The organism is Actinomadura madurae (genome assembly GCF_047130825.1).
GTDB classification, from domain to species: domain Bacteria; phylum Actinomycetota; class Actinomycetes; order Streptosporangiales; family Streptosporangiaceae; genus Spirillospora; species Spirillospora madurae.
In genome coordinates this window covers 671807-691666 of sequence record NZ_CP083237.1, presented here as the reverse complement: position 1 = coordinate 691666, position 19860 = coordinate 671807, and the positions used below count along the sequence as shown (strand labels likewise).

At 74.2% G+C, this 19860-nt stretch carries 17 protein-coding genes; 8 read left to right on the top strand and 9 right to left on the bottom strand.

What is annotated here, in order from left to right:
* Nucleotides 1-960, bottom strand: a complete 960-nt coding sequence (locus K8Z49_RS03190; protein ID WP_412517566.1) for a LysR family transcriptional regulator — start codon at nucleotides 958-960, stop codon at nucleotides 1-3.
* Nucleotides 961-1071: 111 nt separating this feature from the next.
* On the opposite strand from K8Z49_RS03190, the gene K8Z49_RS03185 reads away from it, so the two are divergent.
* From K8Z49_RS03185 to K8Z49_RS03175, 3 genes are read left to right on the top strand one after another with little or no spacing between them, the layout of a single operon-like run.
* Nucleotides 1072-2415, top strand: a complete 1344-nt coding sequence (locus K8Z49_RS03185) for a CitMHS family transporter (RefSeq protein ID WP_412517565.1) — start codon at nucleotides 1072-1074, stop codon at nucleotides 2413-2415.
* 20 nt (nucleotides 2416-2435) lie between these two features.
* Nucleotides 2436-3803 carry an acyclic terpene utilization AtuA family protein gene (locus K8Z49_RS03180; RefSeq protein ID WP_033331182.1) on the top strand — a complete coding sequence of 456 codons (1368 nt, stop codon included), beginning with the start codon at nucleotides 2436-2438 and terminating at the stop codon, nucleotides 3801-3803.
* Entirely contained in the window at nucleotides 3766-4131 is a 366-nt protein-coding gene (locus K8Z49_RS03175) for an AtuA-related protein (protein ID WP_021598347.1), read from the top strand. Before K8Z49_RS03180 ends, K8Z49_RS03175 begins: the two co-directional genes overlap by 38 nt.
* Here K8Z49_RS03175 and K8Z49_RS03170 read toward each other — a convergent pair.
* The 3 genes from K8Z49_RS03170 to K8Z49_RS03160 are packed head-to-tail and all read right to left on the bottom strand — an operon-like array spanning nucleotide 4106 to nucleotide 7211.
* The gene (locus K8Z49_RS03170; protein ID WP_021598346.1) at nucleotides 4106-4933 is read right to left on the bottom strand and encodes a carbohydrate ABC transporter permease; all 828 of its coding nucleotides are present in this window, start codon (nucleotides 4931-4933) and stop codon (nucleotides 4106-4108) included. The genes K8Z49_RS03175 and K8Z49_RS03170 overlap by 26 nt on opposite strands.
* Nucleotides 4930-5922 carry a carbohydrate ABC transporter permease gene (locus tag K8Z49_RS03165; RefSeq protein WP_021598345.1) on the bottom strand — a complete coding sequence of 331 codons (993 nt, stop codon included), beginning with the start codon at nucleotides 5920-5922 and terminating at the stop codon, nucleotides 4930-4932. Before K8Z49_RS03165 ends, K8Z49_RS03170 begins: the two co-directional genes overlap by 4 nt.
* Nucleotides 5919-7211: an ABC transporter substrate-binding protein gene (locus K8Z49_RS03160; protein WP_021598344.1), complete on the bottom strand. Its 1293-nt coding sequence runs from the start codon at nucleotides 7209-7211 to the stop codon at nucleotides 5919-5921. The genes K8Z49_RS03165 and K8Z49_RS03160 overlap by 4 nt, the downstream gene beginning before the upstream one ends.
* Nucleotides 7212-7479: 268 nt before the next feature.
* On the opposite strand from K8Z49_RS03160, the gene K8Z49_RS03155 reads away from it, so the two are divergent.
* Genes K8Z49_RS03155 through K8Z49_RS03145 form a run of 3 tightly spaced genes read left to right on the top strand, consistent with a single transcriptional unit; the run spans nucleotide 7480 to nucleotide 12394 of the window.
* On the top strand, nucleotides 7480-8514 hold the full coding sequence (locus K8Z49_RS03155; protein ID WP_024934929.1) for a LacI family DNA-binding transcriptional regulator: 1035 nt from the start codon (nucleotides 7480-7482) through the stop codon (nucleotides 8512-8514).
* A complete protein-coding gene (locus K8Z49_RS03150) occupies nucleotides 8511-10874 on the top strand; it encodes a glycoside hydrolase family 3 N-terminal domain-containing protein (RefSeq protein WP_337959920.1) in 2364 nt (787 codons plus the stop codon). Before K8Z49_RS03155 ends, K8Z49_RS03150 begins: the two co-directional genes overlap by 4 nt.
* Nucleotides 10871-12394 carry a glycoside hydrolase family 43 protein gene (locus K8Z49_RS03145; protein ID WP_412517564.1) on the top strand — a complete coding sequence of 508 codons (1524 nt, stop codon included), beginning with the start codon at nucleotides 10871-10873 and terminating at the stop codon, nucleotides 12392-12394. Before K8Z49_RS03150 ends, K8Z49_RS03145 begins: the two co-directional genes overlap by 4 nt.
* On the opposite strand, the gene K8Z49_RS03140 is transcribed toward K8Z49_RS03145, so the two are convergent.
* Nucleotides 12391-13596 carry an ROK family transcriptional regulator gene (locus K8Z49_RS03140; RefSeq protein ID WP_033331136.1) on the bottom strand — a complete coding sequence of 402 codons (1206 nt, stop codon included), beginning with the start codon at nucleotides 13594-13596 and terminating at the stop codon, nucleotides 12391-12393. The two genes, K8Z49_RS03145 and K8Z49_RS03140, sit on opposite strands and share 4 nt — an antisense overlap.
* Nucleotides 13597-13686: 90 nt before the next feature.
* Between K8Z49_RS03140 and xylB the strand changes: the two genes are divergently transcribed.
* Both xylB and xylA read left to right on the top strand, forming a co-directional pair.
* Nucleotides 13687-15069: a xylulokinase gene (gene xylB, locus K8Z49_RS03135; RefSeq protein WP_412517563.1), complete on the top strand. Its 1383-nt coding sequence runs from the start codon at nucleotides 13687-13689 to the stop codon at nucleotides 15067-15069.
* 10 nt (nucleotides 15070-15079) lie between these two features.
* On the top strand, nucleotides 15080-16237 hold the full coding sequence (gene xylA / locus K8Z49_RS03130; protein WP_021597353.1) for a xylose isomerase: 1158 nt from the start codon (nucleotides 15080-15082) through the stop codon (nucleotides 16235-16237).
* Between the two features lie 64 nt (nucleotides 16238-16301).
* Here xylA and K8Z49_RS03125 read toward each other — a convergent pair whose 3' ends face one another.
* Genes K8Z49_RS03125 through K8Z49_RS03110 form a run of 4 tightly spaced genes read right to left on the bottom strand, consistent with a single transcriptional unit; the run spans nucleotide 16302 to nucleotide 19787 of the window.
* Nucleotides 16302-17510, bottom strand: a complete 1209-nt coding sequence (locus tag K8Z49_RS03125; RefSeq protein WP_021597352.1) for an ABC transporter permease — start codon at nucleotides 17508-17510, stop codon at nucleotides 16302-16304.
* Nucleotides 17507-18193, bottom strand: coding sequence for an ABC transporter ATP-binding protein (locus tag K8Z49_RS03120; RefSeq protein ID WP_021597351.1), 687 nt, complete (start codon nucleotides 18191-18193; stop codon nucleotides 17507-17509). Before K8Z49_RS03120 ends, K8Z49_RS03125 begins: the two co-directional genes overlap by 4 nt.
* Nucleotides 18190-19230: a peptidoglycan-binding protein gene (locus K8Z49_RS03115; protein WP_412517562.1), complete on the bottom strand. Its 1041-nt coding sequence runs from the start codon at nucleotides 19228-19230 to the stop codon at nucleotides 18190-18192. Before K8Z49_RS03115 ends, K8Z49_RS03120 begins: the two co-directional genes overlap by 4 nt.
* Nucleotides 19230-19787, bottom strand: coding sequence for a hypothetical protein (locus K8Z49_RS03110; protein ID WP_021597349.1), 558 nt, complete (start codon nucleotides 19785-19787; stop codon nucleotides 19230-19232). The genes K8Z49_RS03115 and K8Z49_RS03110 overlap by 1 nt, the downstream gene beginning before the upstream one ends.
* Between the last annotated feature and the right edge of the window lie 73 nt (nucleotides 19788-19860).

Genomic DNA, 19860 nt, shown 5'->3' with positions numbered 1-19860 from the left:
TCAGGCTTTCACCGGCCGTCCGGGGACGGGGGTCCATTCGGCGCCTTCGGGAAGGTCGAGGCCGAGCCCCGGGCTCGTCTCCAGCAGGTCGAGGAAGTGCCGGACGGCCGGGGCCCGCGGCCGCCGCGGGTCGGACACGACGCCGATCGGGCGGGAGAGCGCGGGCCGTTCGAGCCGCCGCCGCTCCAGCCGCGCGAACTCGATGAGCGGGAGCACCAGCCCGGGGACGGCCGACACCCCGAGCCCGGCCGCCGCGAGCCCGGCGACGGCGGCGATGTTGCGGGCCTCGGTGACGGGGCCGGGCCGGGCGCCCGCCTCCCGCAGGCCGCGGTCGGCGAAGCTGCGGACACTGCTGGCCCGGTCGAACGCGATGAACTCGTGGCCGCCGAGCGCGGACCAGGGGACGGGCTCGTCCGGGCCGCCGCGGCCGAGCGGGTGGCCGGGCGGGAAGACGCAGAAGAAGTGGTCGGCGGCGATCTGGCGGAAGGCGAGCGGGCCCGGCGGCTCGGTGAGCACGGTGACCGCGAGGTCGGCGTGCCCGGCGTCGACGCGCTCCAGCACCTGGCCGAGCAGGGCGTCCTCGATCTGCACGCGGACCCCGGGCCGGTCGCGCCGGTACCGGGAGACGACGGCCGGCAGCAGCGTCGCCGCGAGGGACGGCAGCGTGGCGATGCGGACCTGCCCGCGGGTGCCGGCGAGGAAGCCGCTGAAATGGTTGATGCCGCGGTCGAACTCGCCGACTATCCGCTCGGCGACCCCGGCGAACTCGTGCCCGGCCGGCGTGAGCAGGACCTGGCGGGTCGTCCGCTCGAACAGCGTGACGCCGACCCGGCGCTCCACATCCGCGACGGTCCGGCTGAGCGAGGACTGGGCGAGCCGCATCCGCTCCCCCGCCGCGGTGAAGCCCCCCTCGCGCGCCACCGCGAGCACGGCCCGGAGCTGCTGGATGGTCAGGTCCATGCGCACCACCCGATTCATGCGTCGACCACATCAATGCATGTCCAATTGATGTTGGACCTACAAGAGTGCCGTGGCTCACACTCGTGGGCAACCCGGACAAGGGAGGTCCCCATGGTGGCCACGCTGGGCTTCGTGACCATCGGGCTGTTTCTCGCCCTGACCGTCACGCGGCGGCTGTCGGTGCTGCTCGCCCTGGTGCTGGTGCCGGTCGCGACCGCGCTGATCGGCGGCTTCGGCGGCGAGCTCGGCGCGATGGTCGCGGACGGGGTGGTGAAGGTGGCCCCGGTCGCCATCATGATCACGTTCGCCGTGCTGTACTTCAGCCTGATGATCGACACCGGCCTGTTCGACCCGGCGATCCGGCGGGTGCTGCGCTGGGCCGCGGGCGACCCGATGCGGATCACCGTCGGCACCGCGGTGCTGACCCTGTGCGTGGCGCTCGACGGCGACGGCGCGTCCACCTTCCTCATCACGGTGTCCGCGCTGCTGCCGATCTACAAGCGGCTCGGAATGCGGCCGCTCGTGCTGTCCGGCGTGGTGTGCCTGGGCGCTGGGGTGATGAACCTCGTCCCGTGGGGCGGCCCGACGGCGCGCGCCATGGCCGCGTTGAAGATGGACAGCTCCGAGCTGTTCGTGCCGCTGCTGCCCGCGATGGCGGCCGGCATCGCCTGGGTGCTGTTCGCCGCGTACATGATCGGGCGGCGGGAGCGGGCGCGGCTGCGGGAGGAGGGCCGCGGCGAGGTCGTCCTGGAGCCCGGCGCCGAGCCCGGCGAGGAGACCGGGGTGCCCGGCGGCGGCCCGGGGACCCCCGCCGCGGCCGACCTGCGGGCGCCCGCCGGATGGCGGCTCTGGTTCAACCTGGCGCTGACGGCCGCGCTGATCGTCGCGCTGGTCGCGGAGCTGATGCCGCTGGAGGTGCTGTTCGTGCTGGCCTTCGCGATCGCGGTCCTGGTGAACCGGCCGGCCTGGGCGCAGCAGCGGGAGCTGCTGGACCGGCACGGCCCGAACGTCGTGCTGGTCACCACGATGATCTTCGCGGCCGGGGTGTTCACCGGCATCCTCGGCGGCACCGGAATGATCAAGGGGATGGCGGAGGCGCTGGTGTCGGCCGTCCCGGACGGGGCCGGGGGCCTGCTGCCGACCGCCACGGCGGTGACGAGCATGCCGCTCAGCCTCGTCTTCACCCCGGACGCCTACTACTTCGGCGTGATGCCGGTGATCGCGGAGACGGCGTCCGGCCTCGGCGGCGACCCCGCCGAGATCGGCCGGGCGGCGCTGCTGGGCCAGATGACCACCGGCTTCCCGCTGAGCCCGCTGACCGCGTCCACCTTCATCCTGGTCGGGATGACGAGGGTCGAGCTGGGGTCGCACCAGCGGTTCATCTTCGGCTGGGCGTTCGGGACGACGATCGTCATGACCGCGGCGGCCCTGCTCACCGGGGCCATCACGGCGTGACCGGCGATTCGGGGGACCCCATGACACGACCGGAGGACCCGCGCACGGTGCGGGTCGGGAGCGGCGCGGGCTTCGAGGGCGACCGGATCGCCCCGGCCGTGGACCTCGCCGAGCGCGGGAACCTGGACGCGCTCGTCCTGGAATGCCTGGCCGAGCGGACCATCGCGCTCGGCCAGCGGCGCCGCCTCGCCGACCCCGCCCAGGGGTACGACCCGCGCCTGCGCGCCCGCCTGGAGGCGCTGCTGCCTCCGGCGTCGCGGGCCGGCGCGCCGATCCTGTCCAACATGGGCGCCGCCAACCCGCGCGCCGCCGGGCGGGCCGCCCTGGAGATCGCGGCCGGGCTCGGGCTGGGCGGCCTGCGGATCGCGGTCGTCACCGGCGACGACGTGCTCGACCGGCTCGACCTGGACGCGCCCGCGCTGGAGGACGGCCGCCCGCTCGGCGAGCACGGCCCGGTCATCTCGGCCAACGCCTACCTCGGCGCCGACGCCCTGCTGCCCGCCCTCGACGCGGGCGCGGACCTGGTGATCACGGGCCGGGTCGCCGACCCCTCGCTGTTCCTCGCGCCGATCGCGCACCGGCTCGGCTGGGAGGCCGCGGACTGGCCGCGGATCGCCGCCGGGACGCTGGTCGGCCACCTGCTGGAGTGCGCGGGGCAGATCACCGGCGGGTACTTCGCCGACCCCGGGTACAAGGACGTCCCGGGCCTGGCCGACCTCGGCTTCCCGTTCGCCGACGTCCGCGCCGACGGGTCCGCGACGATCGGCAAGCTGCCCGGCACCGGCGGCGTCGTCTCCCGCGCGACCGTCCGGGAGCAGCTCCTGTACGAGATCACGGACCCGGCCGCCTACCGGACCCCGGACGTCCTGCTGGACGTGCGGGGCGTCACCGTCGAGGAGACCGGCCCCGACCGCGTCCTCGTGCGGGGCGCCGCGGGGCGTCCGCGCCCGGAGGCGCTGAAGGTCAGCGTCGGCTACCACGCCGGCCACCGCGCCGAGGCCGAGATCTCCTACGTGGGGCCGAACGCCCGGCGCCGGGCGGAGCTGGCCGCGCGGATCGTCGAGGAGAGGCTCGCCCGCGCGGGCGTCCGGCCGCGGCTGGACCTGATCGGGACCCTGCCCGCGGAGCCGCGGGACGGCCGGGCGGGCGAGTGCCGGCTGCGGGTCGCCGCGCTGGCCCCCGACCCGGGCCGCGCCGGCGACGTGTGCCACGAGGTCGAGGCCCTCTACACCAACGGCCCGGCGGGCGGCGGCGGCGTCCGCACGCGGGTCGACGACGTCATCGGCATCGTGTCGGCGCTGCTGCCCCGCGAGGCCGTCGCCCCCGCCACCGAGATCCTGGAGGTCCCCGTTGCGCGTCCCGGCGAACCGGCGCACCCCACTGCATGAGATCGCGCACGCCCGCGCCGGCGACAAGGGCGACACCTCGACGCTGTCGGTGTTCCCGTACCGCGACGAGCACTATCCGGACCTCGTCCGGGAGCTGACCGCCGGCGCGGTGCGGCGGCACCTCGGGGACCGCGTGCGCGGCGAGGTCGTCCGCCACGAGCTGCCGAACCTGTGCGCGCTGCTGTTCGTCTGCCGCCAGTCGCTGGACGGCGGCGTCACCACGTCGCTGGCCCTGGACGCGCACGGCAAGGGCCTCAGCTCGATCCTGCTGTCCCTGGAGATCGAGGTCGGGGAGATCGAGGTCAGCCCTTCGTCGCCCCCGCGGTGAGCCCTCCGATCAGCTGCCGCTCGGCCAGCGCGTAGAAGGCGATGGCGGGCACCATGGCGAGCACGATGTAGGCGATGACGAGCGCGTAGTCCGTCGAGTACTGCCCCTGGAACTGCTGGATGCCGACGGGGATCGTCTGCCATTTCGGGTCGGCCAGCACCAGCAGCGGCAGGAAGAAGTTGTTCCAGCTCGTCACGATGGCGAGGACGGACACGGTGCCGAGGGCGGGTCTCGCCATCGGCAGCAGGATGCGCCAGAAGAAGCCGAGCCGGGTGCAGCCGTCCATGATGGCGGCCTCCTCCAGCTCCCCGGGGATCGTCCGGAAGAAGGACCTCAGGATGATGATCGTGATGGGGAGCGCGAACGCGGCCTGCGGCAGGATGATGCCGAGCGGGTTGTCCAGCAGCCCGAACGAGCGCAGCAGGACGAACAGCGGCAGCACCGCCACCGCGGGCGGGAACATCAGCCCCGCCGCGAACAGCGTGAAGAACAGCTCGCGGCCCCGGAAGGCGTAGCGGGCGAACGCGAACGCCGCGAGCGCCGACGCCGCGACGGTGATCAGCGTGGTGGCCACGGCGACCAGGACGCTGTTGCCGATCTGCCGCCAGAAGTCGCCGGACGACAGGATGCCGGTGTAGTTCGACACCTTCCACGGATCCGGCAGCCCGAACGGGTCCGAGGTGAGGTCGCCGGTGGTCTTGAAGCCGGAGACCACCGCGTACAGCAGGGGCACGACGACGAAGGAGCCGAGCACCCACACCAGCGTGTGCCGGGACAGGCTCCGTGCGAGGCTCGCCCTCATCGGCGGCCTCCCGCGGAGGTGACCGCGCCCTGCAGGTCGCGGCGCAGCGCGTAGCGCTGGTACAGCAGGGAGAAGGCCATGCAGATGAGGAACATGGCGACGCTGATCGCGCCCGCGTAGCCCATCTGGTAGCGCTTGAAGCCGAACTGGAACATGGTGACGGCCATCGTCTCCGTGGAGTGCGTCGGCCCGCCCGTCGTGGTGACCCACACGAGGTCGAACAACTGGATGGAGCCGATGACGGACAGGAACACGCTGATGCGCAGCGTCGGGGCGAGCAGCGGAAGCGTGACGCTGCGGAACCGCCGCCACGGGCTGGCCCCGTCGATCGAGGCCGCCTCCAGCACCTCCGACGGGATGCCCTGCAGGCCCGCGAGGTAGATCATCATGTGGAAGCCGAAGTACTTCCACGTCATGACGGCGAAGAGGGTGGGCAGCGCGGTGTCGGGGTCGGCGAACCACTTGCCGGCGAGGCCGCCGAGCAGCGGCAGGTCCTCGACGATCTTGTCGGCCAGCCCGTCGCCCGGCAGGAAGATGATGCCGAACAGGACGCCTGCGATCACCTCGGACAGGATGTAGGGCGCGAAGAAGACGGCCCGGTAGATGGCCCGGCCGCGCATCCGCTGGTTGAGCAGGACGGCCGTGCCGAGCGCGATCGGCAGCTGGACGGCCACCGAGAACACGATGATCAGCAGGCCGCGCCACAGGTCGCCGCGGAAGACGGGGTCGTCGGCGAGCTTGCGGTAGTTGCCGAGCCCGACGAAGTCCTCGGGCCAGCCGAAGCCGCCCCAGCGGAAGAAGCTCGTGTAGAACGCGACGAAGATCGGGATCAGGACGAAGAAGAAGAACAGCAGCAGCGCGGGCAGCAGGAACCAGGTGGTCGAGGTCCAGGCGCGCAGCCGCTGCCCCACCGACGCCTTGGGGCCCCGCCTGCGCGGGGCCCGGGCGGCGTGCCGCGGCCGGTCGTCGGTCGTGGCGGACAGGGTCATTGGCTCTTGGCCACCTTGGTGACCGACTCCGTGACCTGCTGGGGCGTCTTCTTGCCGGCGATGAGCGCCGCGACGCTGTCGTTGACCTCCTGGCCGACGGCGGGCGGGAAGGCCTGGTCGAGGTAGAGCTGGAAGCCGGTGGAGGCGTTCAGCGCGTCGGCGACCAGTTTGCGGTTCTTGTCGAGCTCGCTCTCGGCGCCCTTCACGACCGGCATGAAGGCGCCCGAGGACACGAGCTTCTTCTCGTTCTCCTGGTTCATCAGGAAGGCCAGGAAGTCGATGGCCTCCTTGGGCGCGTCCTTGCTGAGCGCGTGCCCGTTGCCGCCGCCGAACACCTCGGTCGCCTGGCCCTGGCCGCCCTCCACGGTCGGGAACGGGAACCAGCCGAGGTCGTCGCCGAGGTCCTTGCCGGAGGCGTCCTTCTGCACCGCGGGCGCCCACTGGCCCATCAGCTCCATGGCGGCCTTGCCGGCGCCCATGGTCGCGGCCTGCCCGCCGGGGGTGTCGTAGCCGGCGTTCTGGAAGCCCTTCTGGAAGGGCTGCAGGTCGGCGAGCTCCTTGACCTTCTGGCCCGCGGTGACGAAGCCGGCGCCGCCGAAGTCGTTGGCCTTCTCGGCCTGCTGCAGCGCGGGCAGGCCGCCGATGCGCATCGCGAGGTAGGCCCAGTAGTACATCTCCGGCCACTTGTCCTTGCCCGCGATCGCGATGGGGGTGACCCCCGCGGACTTGAGCTTGCGGACGGCGTCCAGGTACTCCGACCAGGTCTTGGGGGTGCCCTCGATCCCGGCCTTCTTGAAGAGGGCCTTGTTGTACCAGAAGCCCACACCGCCCATGTCGTAGGGGATGGCGTAGGTCTTGCCGTCGAACTGGTACGGCTTCTGCGACACCGGCGTCATGGTGTTCAGGATGGCCTTGCCGTCCGAGGTGACGTCCTTCACCAGGCCGGCGTCGATCTGCTGCTTGAGGACGCCGCCGCCCCAGGTGACGAAGATGTCCGGCAGCTTCCCGGAGGCGGTGAGCGCCGTCATCTTCGACTTGAACGCCTCGTTCTCCAGGTTGGTCAGCTTGATCTTGACGTTCGGGTGCGAGGCCTCGTAGGCCTTGGCGATCTGCGGATAGAGCGTCTGGGACGGCTCGGTGGTCGCGATGTCCATCCACTCGATGGTGACCGTGCCGCCCTCCGAGTCGCCGTCGCCGCAGGCGGCGAGGAGGGGCGCGGCGGTGGCCACCACCGCGCCCGCGGAGATCGCGGTCAGGAAGGAACGGCGCGACAGGTGAGGGATGCCCATGGTGGCCTCCTGGATCGGGGGGTGGGCTTGGCCTGAGCGGCGGGACGAGACACCGTCCCGCTTCGAAAAATTTCGAAAGTCTTCGAGAGTGCCGTTGCCGTGGAACTCTAAGAAAGGGGCACCCCAGGGTCAAGGCTTCGCCCTGCGTTGACCGAAATGAAACCTGAAGAACGCGGCACTCGGGGGCTAGGAGAGAGCGAAACATTGCGATACTGTTCGCAATCGTTTCCTCGGGGAGGAGTGAAGCGTGCCCGTGCGCACCGACGAGATGCCGGACCCGCCGTCCCGGCCGACGCTGGCCCTGATCGCGTCCGAGGCGGGGGTCTCCCCCGCCACCGTCTCCAAGGTCCTCAACGGACGGACCGACGTGGCCGCCGCGACCCGCGAGCGGGTGGAGGCGCTGCTGCGCACCCACAACTACCCGGGCCCGGGCGGTGCGCGCCGCGCCCGCAGGTCCGGCCTGATCGACCTGGTCCTGGCCGGCCTCGACAGCCCGTGGGCGGTGGAGATCCTGCGCGGCGTGGAGGCCGAGTGCGCCGAGCACGGCACCGGCGTCGTCGTGTCGCTCGTCCGCGAGGACGACGCGCGCCCCCCGAGCTGGCAGAACCTGCCCGCGCTGCACCACAGCGACGGCGTCATCCTGGTGACGTCCCGGATGACGCGCCGCCAGCGCGACCAGCTCGAACGGGCGGGGGTCGGGCTCGTCCTGGTCGACCCGGTGAACCTGCCCGACACCGAGATCGCCAGCGTCGGCGCGACGAACTGGGCGGGCGGGCTGGCCGCCACCGAGCACCTGATCGGCCTCGGCCACCGCCGCGTCGGGATGATCGGCGGCCCCGCCGACATGCTCTGCACGCAGGCCCGCGTGGACGGCTACCGCACGGCGCTGGAGCGCGCCGGGATCGAGGTCGACAAGGACCTCGTCCGGTACGGCGACTTCCACCACCGGGGCGGCTTCGCCCGCACCCGCGAGCTGCTGGCGCTGCCCGACCCGCCGACCGCGATCTTCGCGGGCAGCGACGAGCAGGCCATGGGCGCCTACCAGGCGGCCCGGCTCGCCGGCCTGCGCATCCCCGAGGATCTGAGCGTCGTCGGCTTCGACGACCTGCCGACCTGCGAGTGGCTGTCGCCACCGCTGACGACCGTGCGCCAGCCGCTGGAGGAGATGGGCCGCGTCGCGGCCCGCACGCTGCTCCAGCTTCTGGACGGGCGGCCGCCGCTGACGCCCCGGGTGGAGCTGGCCACCGACCTGCGTGTCCGCGCCTCCACCGCCCCGCCGCCCCCTTCGGAGGATGCCAAGTGAGCGAAGCGATCCGGGGGGTCGTCCCCGCGCCCGCGACACAGACCGGAGCCGACCCCGCCGCGCCCGCGGCCCGCGAGCCCTGGCGGGACCGCGGGCTGCCGGTCGCCGAGCGGGTCGCCGACCTGCTGGCCCGGATGACGCCGGAGGAGAAGGCGGGCCAGCTCGCCGGCTTCTGGGCGATGCCCGCCGAGGCGGGCGCGCCCGTGGCGCCGATGGAGGACGACTCGCACGAGCCCGCCCCGCCCCTGGAGGAGGTGCTGGACCGCGGCCTCGGCCAGCTCACCCGCGTGTTCGGCACCCTGCCCGTCGCGGCCGCGGACGGCGCCGCCCGGCTCCGCGAGCTGCAGGGCCGCGTCGCCGCCGGGAACCGGTTCGGCATCCCGGCGATCGCGCACGAGGAGTGCCTCAACGGCTTCATGACGTGGGGCGCCACCGTGTTCCCCAGCCCGCCCGCGTGGGGCGCCACCTTCGACGCGGAGCTGGTCGCCGAGATCGCCGCGGCGATCGGCGCGAGCATGCGGGCGGCCGGCGTCCACCAGGGCCTCGCCCCCGTGCTGGACGTCGTCCGCGACGCCCGCTGGGGCCGCACGGAGGAGTGCATCGGCGAGGACCCGTACCTGGTCGGGGTCCTCGGCACCGCCTACGTCGAGGCCCTGGAACGGTCGGGCATCGTCACGACCCTCAAGCACTTCGCCGGCTACTCCGCCTCCCGCGCCGGACGGAACATGGCCCCGACGCCGATCGGGCCGCGCGAGTTCGCCGACGTCGTCCTGGAGCCGTTCGTGATGGCGCTGCGCGAGGGCGGCGCCCGCTCGGTGATGCACTCCTACACCGACGTGGACGGGATGCCCGCCGCCGCCGACGAGCGGCTGCTGACCACCCTGCTGCGCGAGGAGCTGGGCTTCGAGGGCGTCGTCGTCGCCGACTACTTCGGCATCTCGTTCCTGGAGAGCCGGCACCGGGTGGCCGGGTCGCGGGGCGAGGCCGCCGCGCTCGCGCTGCGCGCCGGCATCGACATGGAGCTGCCGACCGTCCGCTGCTACGGCACACCGCTGATCGAGAAGATCCGGGAGGGCGAGGTCCCCGCGGACCTGCTCGACCGCGCCGCCGCCCGCGTCCTCACCCTGAAGGCCGAGCTCGGCCTGCTGGACGAGGTCCCCGCGGACGGCGACGGGGCGGCCCTGGACTTCGACCCTCCCGAGCACCGCGCGCTGGCGCGGCGGGCGGCCGAGGAGTCGGTCGTCCTGCTGTCCAACGACGGCGTGCTGCCGCTGCGCTCCGGCTCCGGGGTCGTCCTGGCCGGGCCGCTCGCGGACGACCCGTTCGGGATGCTGGGCTGCTACACCTTCCCCAGCCATGTCGGCCGCGAGCATCCGGAGCTCGGGCTCGGCGTCGACATCCCGACGCTGGCGGACGCCCTGCGGGCGGAGCTGCCCGGCGTCCGCGTGGCCGCCTCCGACGACGTGTTCGTCGCCGACGACGCCGACATCGACAAGGCCGTCGCGGCGGCGCGGGACGCCGAGGTGTGCGTGCTCGCGCTCGGCGACCGGGCGGGGCTGTTCGGCCGCGGCACGTCCGGGGAGGGCTGCGACACCGAGACGCTCGCGCTCCCGGGGCGGCAGGCGGAGCTGGCAGCGGCCGTCCTGGACACCGGCACCCCCACGGTCATCGTGATGCTCACCGGGCGCCCGTACGCGATCGAGTCGATCGCCGACCGGGCCGCCGCCGTCGTGCAGGCGTTCTTCCCCGGCGAGGAGGGCGGCCGGGCCGTCGCCGGGCTCCTCGCGGGACGTGTGGAGCCGTCCGGGCGGATGCCGATCAGCGTGCCGCGCCGCGCGTCCGGCCCGCCCGTCACCTACCTGCGGTCGCTGATGGACGGCGGGCACGACTGGAGCGTGGTCGACCCCGTCCCGCTGTACCCGTTCGGCCACGGCCTGACCTGGACGTCCTTCGAGTACGAGGAGCTGAGGACGGGCGAGCGGGCGGCGACCGACGGGACGGTCTCGGTCGGCGCCGTCGTCCGCAACACCGGGGACCGCGCGGGCACGGAGGTCGTCCAGCTGTACCTGTCGGACCCGGTCGCGTCGGTGGTGCGGCCGGCGCGCTGGCTCGCCGGGTGGGCCCGGATCCGGCTGGAGCCGGGCGAGGCCGCCCGGATCGAGTTCGAGGTGCACGCCGACCGAACCTCCTTCACCGGCCCGGACCTGCGGCGCATCGTCGAGCCCGGCGTGGTCGAGGTGGCGGTCGGCCGGTCGAGCGCCGACCTGCCGCTGCGGGGCTCGTTCACGCTGGAGGGACCGATCCGGGAACTCGGCACCGACCGCGTCCTCACCGTCCCCGTGAAGGTCACACCGCTATGACCCGGTTCGCCAACCCGGTGCTGCCCGGATGCCATCCGGACCCGTCGATCTGCCGCGTCGGCGACGACTTCTACCTGGTGACGTCGACGTTCGAATGGTTCCCGGGACTGCCGGTGTTCCACAGCCGCGACCTGGTGCACTGGCGGCAGGCCGGGCACGCGCTGCACCGGCCCGACCAGCTTCCGCTCGACGGCGTGCCCGCGTCCGGCGGCCTGTACGCGCCGACGCTCCGCCACCACGACGGCACGTTCTACCTGGTCTGCACCCTGGTGGACGGGACGGAGTGGTCGGGGCACTTCGTGCTGACCGCGACCGACCCCGCCGGGCCCTGGTCGGACGCGCACCGGCTGGAGGGCGCGGGCATCGACCCGTCCCTGTTCTTCGACGACGACGGCCGCGCCTGGTGCACCGGCACGCGGCTCACCGGGCGCTACGAGGGCCACACGGAGATCTGGCTGCGCGAGTTCGACCCGTCCGCCCTGGAACTGACCGGGGAGGAGCACGTCATCTGGGACGGGGCGGTGAAGGGCGCGATCTGGTCCGAGGGCTCGCACCTCTACAAGATCGACGGGCGGTACCTGCTGCTCACCGCCGAGGGAGGCACGGCTCTCGACCACGCGGTGATGGTCGCGCGGGCCGACGCCGTCACGGGACCTTACGAGGGGAACCCGCGCAACCCGGTGCTGACCCACCGCGACCTCGCCGCCGGTCATCCGGTCGTCGGGACCGGGCACGCGGACCTCGTGGAGACTCCGGACGGCGAGTGGTGGATGGTGCTCCTCGCGATGCGCCCGCACCACGGCGACCGGTGCGCCCTCGGCCGGGAGACGTTCCTGACCCGGGTCACCTGGGAGGACGGGTGGCCGGTCACCGGCGGCCGGATCGAGCCGGCCCCCGCGGCCCCGTCGCTGCCGCCGCGTCCGTGGCCGGCCGTCCCGGCGTGCGACCACTTCGACGGGCCCGAACTGGACCCCGCGTGGAACATGCTGCGCCCTCCGCGCGAGCGGTGGTGGAGCCTGGCCGAGCGTCCCGGGCACCTGCGGCTGCGCGTCCGCCCGGAGACCCTCGCCGACACCGCCAACCCGTCGTTCGTCGGGCGGCGACAGCGGCACCACGACTTCGCCGCCTTCACCGCCCTCGACTTCGCGCCCGCCGACGACGAGTGGGCGGGGCTCGCGCTCGTCCAGAACAACGACTTCCACGTGCTGCTGGTCTCGACGGGCCAGGGGCTCCGCCTCGTCAAGCGGGAGCAGGGCGTCGAGACGGTGCTCACCAAGGGGCCCGCCGCCCACGGGGCCGTCCGGCTCGGGTTCGAGGCCCACGGCCGCTGGTACCGGGCGTCGTACGCCGTGGAGGCGGGGGCCTGGACGCCCTTCGGCGAACCCCTGGACGGCGACATCCTGACCAGCCAGGTCGCGGGCGGTTTCACCGGCGCCTACATCGGCCTGTACGCCACCTCGCACGGCCGGGCGAGCACGAACCACGCCGACTTCGCCTGGTTCGAGTACGTCCCGCTCTAGAGGAGCAGCGCCGGGTCGGCGATCACCCGTTCCACGACGAGCCCGGCGGCGCCGAGGACGGCGGCGCCCTCGGCGAGGCCGGACACCTCGATCGGCGGCGCGCCCCGCCGCAGCGACCCGGAGCCCTCCGCGAGGACGGCCCGCAGCGGCGGCCGGACCCACGCGGCGAGCGGGGAGAAGACCCCGCCGAGCACGATGGCGTCGGGGTCGAGGAGGTTGACGACCGAGGCGAGCGCGGCGCCGAGCGCCCGGCCCGCCCCGGTCACGGCGGCCAGCGCGGCCTCGTCCCCCGCGTCGAGGCGGGCGACGAGGCGGCCCACCGAGCCCCCGGGACCCGCGGCCGGCCGCGTGACCGGCAGGCCCGCCGCGCGCAGCAGCGCCTCCTGGCCCGCGATCTGCTCCAGGCATCCGCGCCCGCCGCAGGAGCAGGCGGGGCCGGACGGGTCGGCCACGAGGTGCCCGAGCTCGCCGGCGAAGCCGTGGGCGCCGCGGAACACCCGGCCGTCCACGACGATGCCCGCGCCGATCCCGATCTCGCCGGAGACGTGCACGAAGTCGCCGAGGCGGGCGCCGCCGCCGAACCACAGCTCGCCGAGGGCCGCGAGGTTGGCCTCGTTGTCGTACTCGGCGGGAAGGGCCGTGGCCAGGCCGGGGGCGCCCGCGACGGGGACGTCCGCCCAGCCGAGGTTCGGGGCGTGCCGCACCACCCCGTTCTCGCGGTCGAGCATGCCGGGCAGGGCGACCGCCGCGCCGGCGACGGCCAGCCCCTGCCCCGCGGCGGCGGCGACCGCCTCGTCGGCGAGCGCGGACAGGGCGGCGAGGACGGCGGCGGGCTCGCGGCCGCGGTTGTCGGCGCTGACCACGTGCCGGTAGCGGACCTGCTTGGCCAGGTCGAGGACGCAGGCCGCGAGGTAGTCGACGTTGACCTCCAGGCCGAGCCCGGCGGCGCCGCCGCCGTGGACGGACACGCCCACGCCGGGGCGGCCGCGCTCCCCCTCGTGGACGGGCGCCCCGTCCCGGACCAGCCCCGCGCCCTCCAGCAGGGCGACCAGATTGGACACGGTCGTCTTGGTGAAGCCCGTGAGCTCGGCGAGGCGGGCCCGCGTGACGGGCTGGTGCCGCGCCACGTGCTCCAGGACGACGGCGAGGTTCCGCTCCCGCATCGTCGCGTGCCTGACCGGGCCTTTCGGGGACTTCGTCATGGATGAACCCTAAATGAATCGCATGTATAGGCAGGGTGGAGGCCCTCTGCTACGTTAATTAGTCCAAGCTCTTTACGAAAGGGGGGCGGGATGACCGGGAGCCTGGTCGCGGGCGTCGACTCCTCGACGCAGTCGACGAAGGTCGTCCTGTGCCGCGCCGAGGACGGCACCGTCGTGGCGGAGGCGTCCGCCCCGCACCCGGACGGCACCGAGTGCCACCCCGACCACTGGTGGGCGGCCCTGTCCCAGGTCCGGGAGCTGCTCGAACGGGCCGACGCGGTCGCGGTCGCCGCGCAGCAGCACGGCATGGTCGCGCTGGACGGCGCGGGCGACGTCGTCCGGCCGGCCCTGCTCTGGAACGACACGCGCTCGGCGCCCCAGGCCCGCGCCCTCGTCGCCGAGCTCGGCGGGCCGAAGTCGTGGGCGGAGCGGACCGGCAGCGTGCCGCTGGCGTCGTTCACCGTGACCAAGCTGCGCTGGATGGCCGAGCACGAGCCCGGCAACGCGCGCCGCACCGAGCGGGTGATGCTCCCGCACGACTGGCTGACGCTGAGGCTCGGCGCCCGCGAGCCGGTCACCGACCGGGGCGACGCGTCCGGCACCGGCTACTGGTCCCCCGCGACCGGCGCCTACCTGCCCGAGCTGCTGCGCGCGGCGCTCGGCCACGACGCGGAGCCCCCGCGCGTCGCCGCCCCGGGCGAGCGGGTCGGCGAGACGGCCTGGGGCGCCGCGCTCGGGCCGGGCACCGGCGACAACATGGGCGCCGCCCTCGGCCTCGGCCTGCGTCCCGGCGACGTCGTGGTGTCGATCGGCACGTCCGGGACGGCGTTCGCGGTCGCCGCCGATCCCGCCGCCGACCCGTCCGGCCTCGTCGCGGGCTTCGCCGACGCCACCGGCCGGTTCCTGCCCCTCGTCTGCACCCTGAACGCCGCGCGGATCCTGTCGGCCGCCGCCGCGATGACCGGGGCCTCGCTGGACGAGCTGTCCGCGCTGGCCCTCGCCGCCGGACCCGGCGCCGGCGGGGTGACGCTGCTGCCCTACCTCGACGGCGAGCGCACCCCCGACCGCCCGGACGCGACCGGCGTCCTCGCCGGGCTGACCACGGCCAACGCCACCCGGGAGAACCTGGCGCGGGCGGCGGTGGAGGCGCTGCTGTGCTCGCTCGCCGACGCCGTCGACCACCTCGCCGCGCAGGGCGTCCGGCCGCGCCGCACGCTGCTGATCGGCGGCGGCGCCCGCTCCGCGGCCGTGCGCGCCCTCGCCCCGGCGATCCTCGGGACCCCGGTGACCGTCCCCGAGCCGGCCGAGTACGTCGCGCTCGGCGCCGCCCGCCAGGCCGCCTGGGTCCTCACCGGGACGCCCGAGCCGCCCGCCTGGCCCGCACCGCCCGCCACCGAGCACACCAGCGAGCACTCCGGGGCGGAGGTCCGCGAGCGCTACGCCGCGCTGCGCGACTCCGCGCCGCAGATCTGAGGAGGACCCGATGACCGACTACACACCCGCACCCGAGGACCGGTTCTCGTTCGGCATCTGGACGGTCGGCTGGCAGGGCGTCGACGTGTTCGGCCCCGGCACCCGCCCGCCGATGCCCGCCGACCGGGCCGTCCGCAAGCTGGCCGAGATCGGCGCCTACGGCGTGAACTTCCACGACAACGACGTCTTCGATTTCGACGCCTCCCCCGCCGAGCGGCAGGGCGCCGTCGACGCGTTCCGCAAGGCGCTGGACGAGACCGGCCTCGTCGTCACCACCGCCACCACCAACCTGTTCGGCCACCCGATCTTCAAGGACGGCGCGTTCACCGCGAACGACCGCGACGTCCGGCGTTTCGCGCTCCGCAAGGTCATGGACAACCTGGACCTCGCCGCCGAGCTGGGCGCCAGGACGTACGTGTGCTGGGGCGGGCGGGAAGGCGCCGAGTCCGGCGCCGCGAAGGACGTCCGGGCGGCGCTGGACCGCTACAAGGAGGCGTTCGACGTCCTCGGCGCCTACGTCGCCGACCAGGGCTACGACCTGCGGTTCGCGATCGAGCCGAAGCCGAACGAGCCCCGCGGCGACATCCTCCTCCCGACGATCGGGCACGCGCTCGCGTTCATCCAGACGCTGGAGCGCCCCGACGGCGTCGGCCTGAACCCCGAGGTCGGGCACGAGGAGATGGCCGGGCTCAACTACGCGCACGGCCTCGCCCAGGCCCTCTGGCAGGGCAAGCTGTTCCACATCGACCTCAACGGGCAGCACGGCCCCCGCTACGACCAGGACCTGCGCTTCGGCGCCGGCAACGCGCGCGGCGCGTTCTGGGTCGTCGACCTGATCGACCAGAGCGAGTACGACGGCCCGATCCACTTCGACTTCAAGCCGCCGCGCACCGAGGACGACGAGGGCGTGTGGGAGTCGGCGACGGCGTGCATGCGCAACTGGCTGATCCTGCGGGAGAAGGTCCGCGCCTTCCGCGCCGACCCCGAGGTCCAGGACGCCCTGCGCCAGGCCAAGCTGGACGAGCTCGCCCGCCCCACGCTGGCCGACGGGGAGGACTGGCGCTCCGTCCGCGGCGCCACCGCCGACGCCGAGGCCCTCGGCGCCCGCCGCACCGCCTTCGAGCACCTCGACCAGCTGGCGCTCGAACACCTCTACGGCGTGCGATGACCCGGTCGGGGGCCGGGGGGCCTCCGGGCGTCGGACGCCCCCGGCCGCCCGGCCCCCGACCGGGTCACGGTGCCGCCAGGGCCTCGGTCGGGGACAGCCGGGCGGCGCGCAGGGCCGGGTAGAGGCCGGCGACGCCTCCGATGAGGAGGGTCGCGAGGATCCCGCCGGCCATGGCCCAGAGCGGGACGACGGTCGGCCAGCCCTGCGTCACCGCGAAGACCGCGGTGACCACGATGCCGATGGCGACGCCTCCCGCCCCGCCGAGCGCGGCGAGGAGCTGCGACTCGGTGAGGAACTGCATCCGGATCTGGCCGCGGGTCGCGCCGAGGGAGCGGCGCAGGCCGATCTCGGCGCGGCGCTCCAGGACGGAGATCACCATCGTGTTGGCGACGCCGACGCCGCCCACCAGCAGCGCGACGCCGCCGAGGCCGAGGAGCAGCCCGGTGAACGCCCGGTCGGTGGCGTTCTCCGCGGCCAGCGCGTCCGAGGGGCGGCTGACCTCGACCTCGTTCGGCGCCTGCGGGTTGGCGGTGGCGGCGAGCAGCTCCCGCACCTGCGCCACCGCGTCCTTGCGGGCGCGGGTGTAGACGGTGGTGGGGTGGCCGTCGAAGCCGAGGTGCGCGGCGGCGGCGTCCCAGCCGACGAGCGCCGCCGAGTCCAGGTCCGGTGCGAGCTGGTTCGGTTCCAGGATGCCGACGACCGTGAACCACCGCGATCCGAGCCACACCTGCATGTTCGGCGCCGACACGCCGAGGCGGTCGGCCGACTCGGCGCCCAGCACCACGGCCGGGTACTTCGCCGTGCCCGCGTTCAGCCACGTGCCGGCGGCCATCGTGAGGCCCACGGTCTTCGGGAGGTCGAGGCGCGCCGCGAGGACGCCGATCCCGCCGCTCTCCCCCTCCGGGATGTGGTCGTTGCGGTAGACGTTGGTGTCGTCCAGCTTGGCCGTCGCCGACGCGGACTCCACGTCCGGCATCCGGCCCACCATGCCGATCGACTCCTTCGGCAGCTTGGCGTCCTCGCCGAAGAGGTCCCGGCCGGGCCCCACGGTGAGCAGGTTGGTGCCGAGCCGGTCGAGGGTGGCCTGGAGCTGGGCGCGGCTGGACGTCGAGATGCCGACGACGCCGATCATCGCGGCGATGCCGATCGCGATGCCGAGGGCCGACAGGAACACCCGCATCGGGCGGGACCGCAGGCCGGCGGCGCCGACGCGCAGCACGTCCCCCGGCCCGAGCCGCGCGGGCGCCTCCCGCGGCGGGATCTTCTCGGTCACGGCGCCTCCACCAGTGCGTCGTCGTGGACGACCCGGCCGTCGCGCATCCGCACCTGGCGGGGCAGGAGCGCGGCGATGTCCCGGTCGTGCGTGATGAGGACGACGGTCGTCCCCGCGGCGGACAGCTCGCCGAGCAGTTCCAGGACGCCCGCGCCGGACGCGGAGTCCAGCGCACCGGTCGGCTCGTCCGCGAGCAGCAGCGCGGGGTCCCCGACCACGGCGCGGGCGATCGCGACGCGCTGCCTTTCGCCGCCGGACAGCTGGTGCGGCCGGTGGCCGAGGCGGTGCCCGAGCCCGACGCGCTCCAGGGCGATGCGGGCCCGGCGGCGCCGCTCCGCCAGCGGCACGCCGCCGTACAGCAGCCCGTCCGCGACGTTGTCGAGGGCGCTCACGCCACCGGCGAGATGGAACTGCTGGAAGACGAAGCCGATCCGGCGGGCGCGCAGCGCCGACAGGCGCCGGTCCGGCAGCCGCGACACGTCGGTCCCCTCGACCAGGACGGTGCCGGCGCTCGGCCGGTCCAAGGTCCCGAGCAGATGCAGCATCGTCGACTTCCCGGACCCGGACGGCCCCACGATCGCCACCAGCTCGCGCTCCTCGACCTTGAGCGACACGGTGTCCAGGGCGGTGACCCCGCCCGGGTAGGTCTTGGTGACCTCGCGCAACTCGACGACGGTGCTCATGAGGGGACCCCGACCTTCATGCCCTCGGACAGGCCCGAGCCCGAGACCTCGACCATGCCCTCGGTGAACACGCCGGTCTCCACCGGCACCGTGCGGACCCGCCCGCCCTCCACGACCTGGACGGCGTAGCCGCCGTCGCCCTGGGCGAGCAGCGCGCCGATCGGCACGGCGAGGACGTCGGCGTGCCGGCTCGCGGTGAGGTGCACCACCACGGGCGCCTTGTCGTAGGAGCCGAGCTCCTTGCTCCCGGCGACCGCGATCTCGACCTCCACCGTCGCGGGCCGGTCGTTGCCGCCCGCCTCGGCGACCTTCCCGACCGAGCCGATCCTGCCCTTCACGGTGTCGCCGGACGGCAGCTCGACCTCCACCGCCGCGCCCTTCCTGGCGAGCCGCTGGTGCTCGACGTCCAGGTCGACGGTCACGACCCGGGTGGTCCCGGTGTAGGTGAGCACCGGCCCGCCGACCTTGTCGCCGACGGCGGCCTTGCGCGCGGCCACCCGGATCCGGCCGGGCGCGACGACGGCCTCGCCGGGCCGGACGGTGCCGGTCTCGGTCACGCCCAGGTCCTCCTGCCACCGCTTCACGGCCGCGGTGGTGGCGGAGCCGAACGTCTTGTCGACGGTGAACCCGGTGTAGCCGAGGGCGCTGAGGTTCCGTTCGAGCTGCAGGACGTCGGCGCCCTCGGTCCCTTCCGCGAGCGCCCGGTACAGCGGCAGCCTTCCGTACAGGAGCGGAACCGGAGTGTCGTCCACCCGGTACACCGACCGGCCCCTGGAGACCACCGAGCCCGGACCGGCCAGCCAGGTGACGGTCCCCCGGCCGGTGCCGGCGATGGTGCGGGTGCCGCCGTAGCCGAGCGTCCCGTCGACGTCCTGCGTCTCGACCAGCGTCGTCCGCTCGACCGGGGCCGTCGCGGGCGGCAGCGAGCTGTGCGCGGCGGTCGGCTCGCCGCCGCCGAGGCCGGCGGTGGCGAGGCCCGCGCCACCGGCCACGACCATCCCGGCCGCACCGAGCGCGATGGTGCGCGTCCTGGCCACTACTTCCGACCCGTGCTCAGCATGGGGCCCCTGCCACCGTTCGGCGAGTGCTTCGAACACGCCTTCTGGGCCTTCTGGTACTTCTGGCTCTCCGGGTTCAGCCCGGTGCCCTTCCCCGCCTCGATCCTCATGCCGCCGTCGGGCTGCGGGTCGGGGAACTCGCTGATGCCGTTGTCGCGCATGCACTTGGAGAAGGCGCGCATCTTCGCCAGCTCCTCCGGCTTGGGCTTGGGCGGCTTGCCGCCGTTCGGCATCAGGTGCCGGCACTTCTTGTGCGCCGCCTCGACCTTGCCGTCCACCTTCTTGGTCTGGCCGGGGCCGCCGCTCTGGCCGGGTGCTGCGGACGCCCGGATCTCCACCCGGCCGTCCCCCGTCGGGTCCTTCATGTCGACCCCGTTGTCGCGCATGCACTGCGCGAACTTCCGCATCTTGTCCTGGTCGCTGGCGGCCTTGGCGGTACCGCTCGCATCCGCGCTCCCGCCCAGGGTCCCGCAGCCCTGCGCGCCGAGGGCGAGGGCCGGGAGCAGCGCCAGGGCCGCGAGCGTCTGTCGTCGCATCGGTCGGTCTCCTTGTCGTGTCCGCCGGGCGGAGCGCCGGCGGTGACCGCAAGTCCAGCGGCGCGCGGGTAAC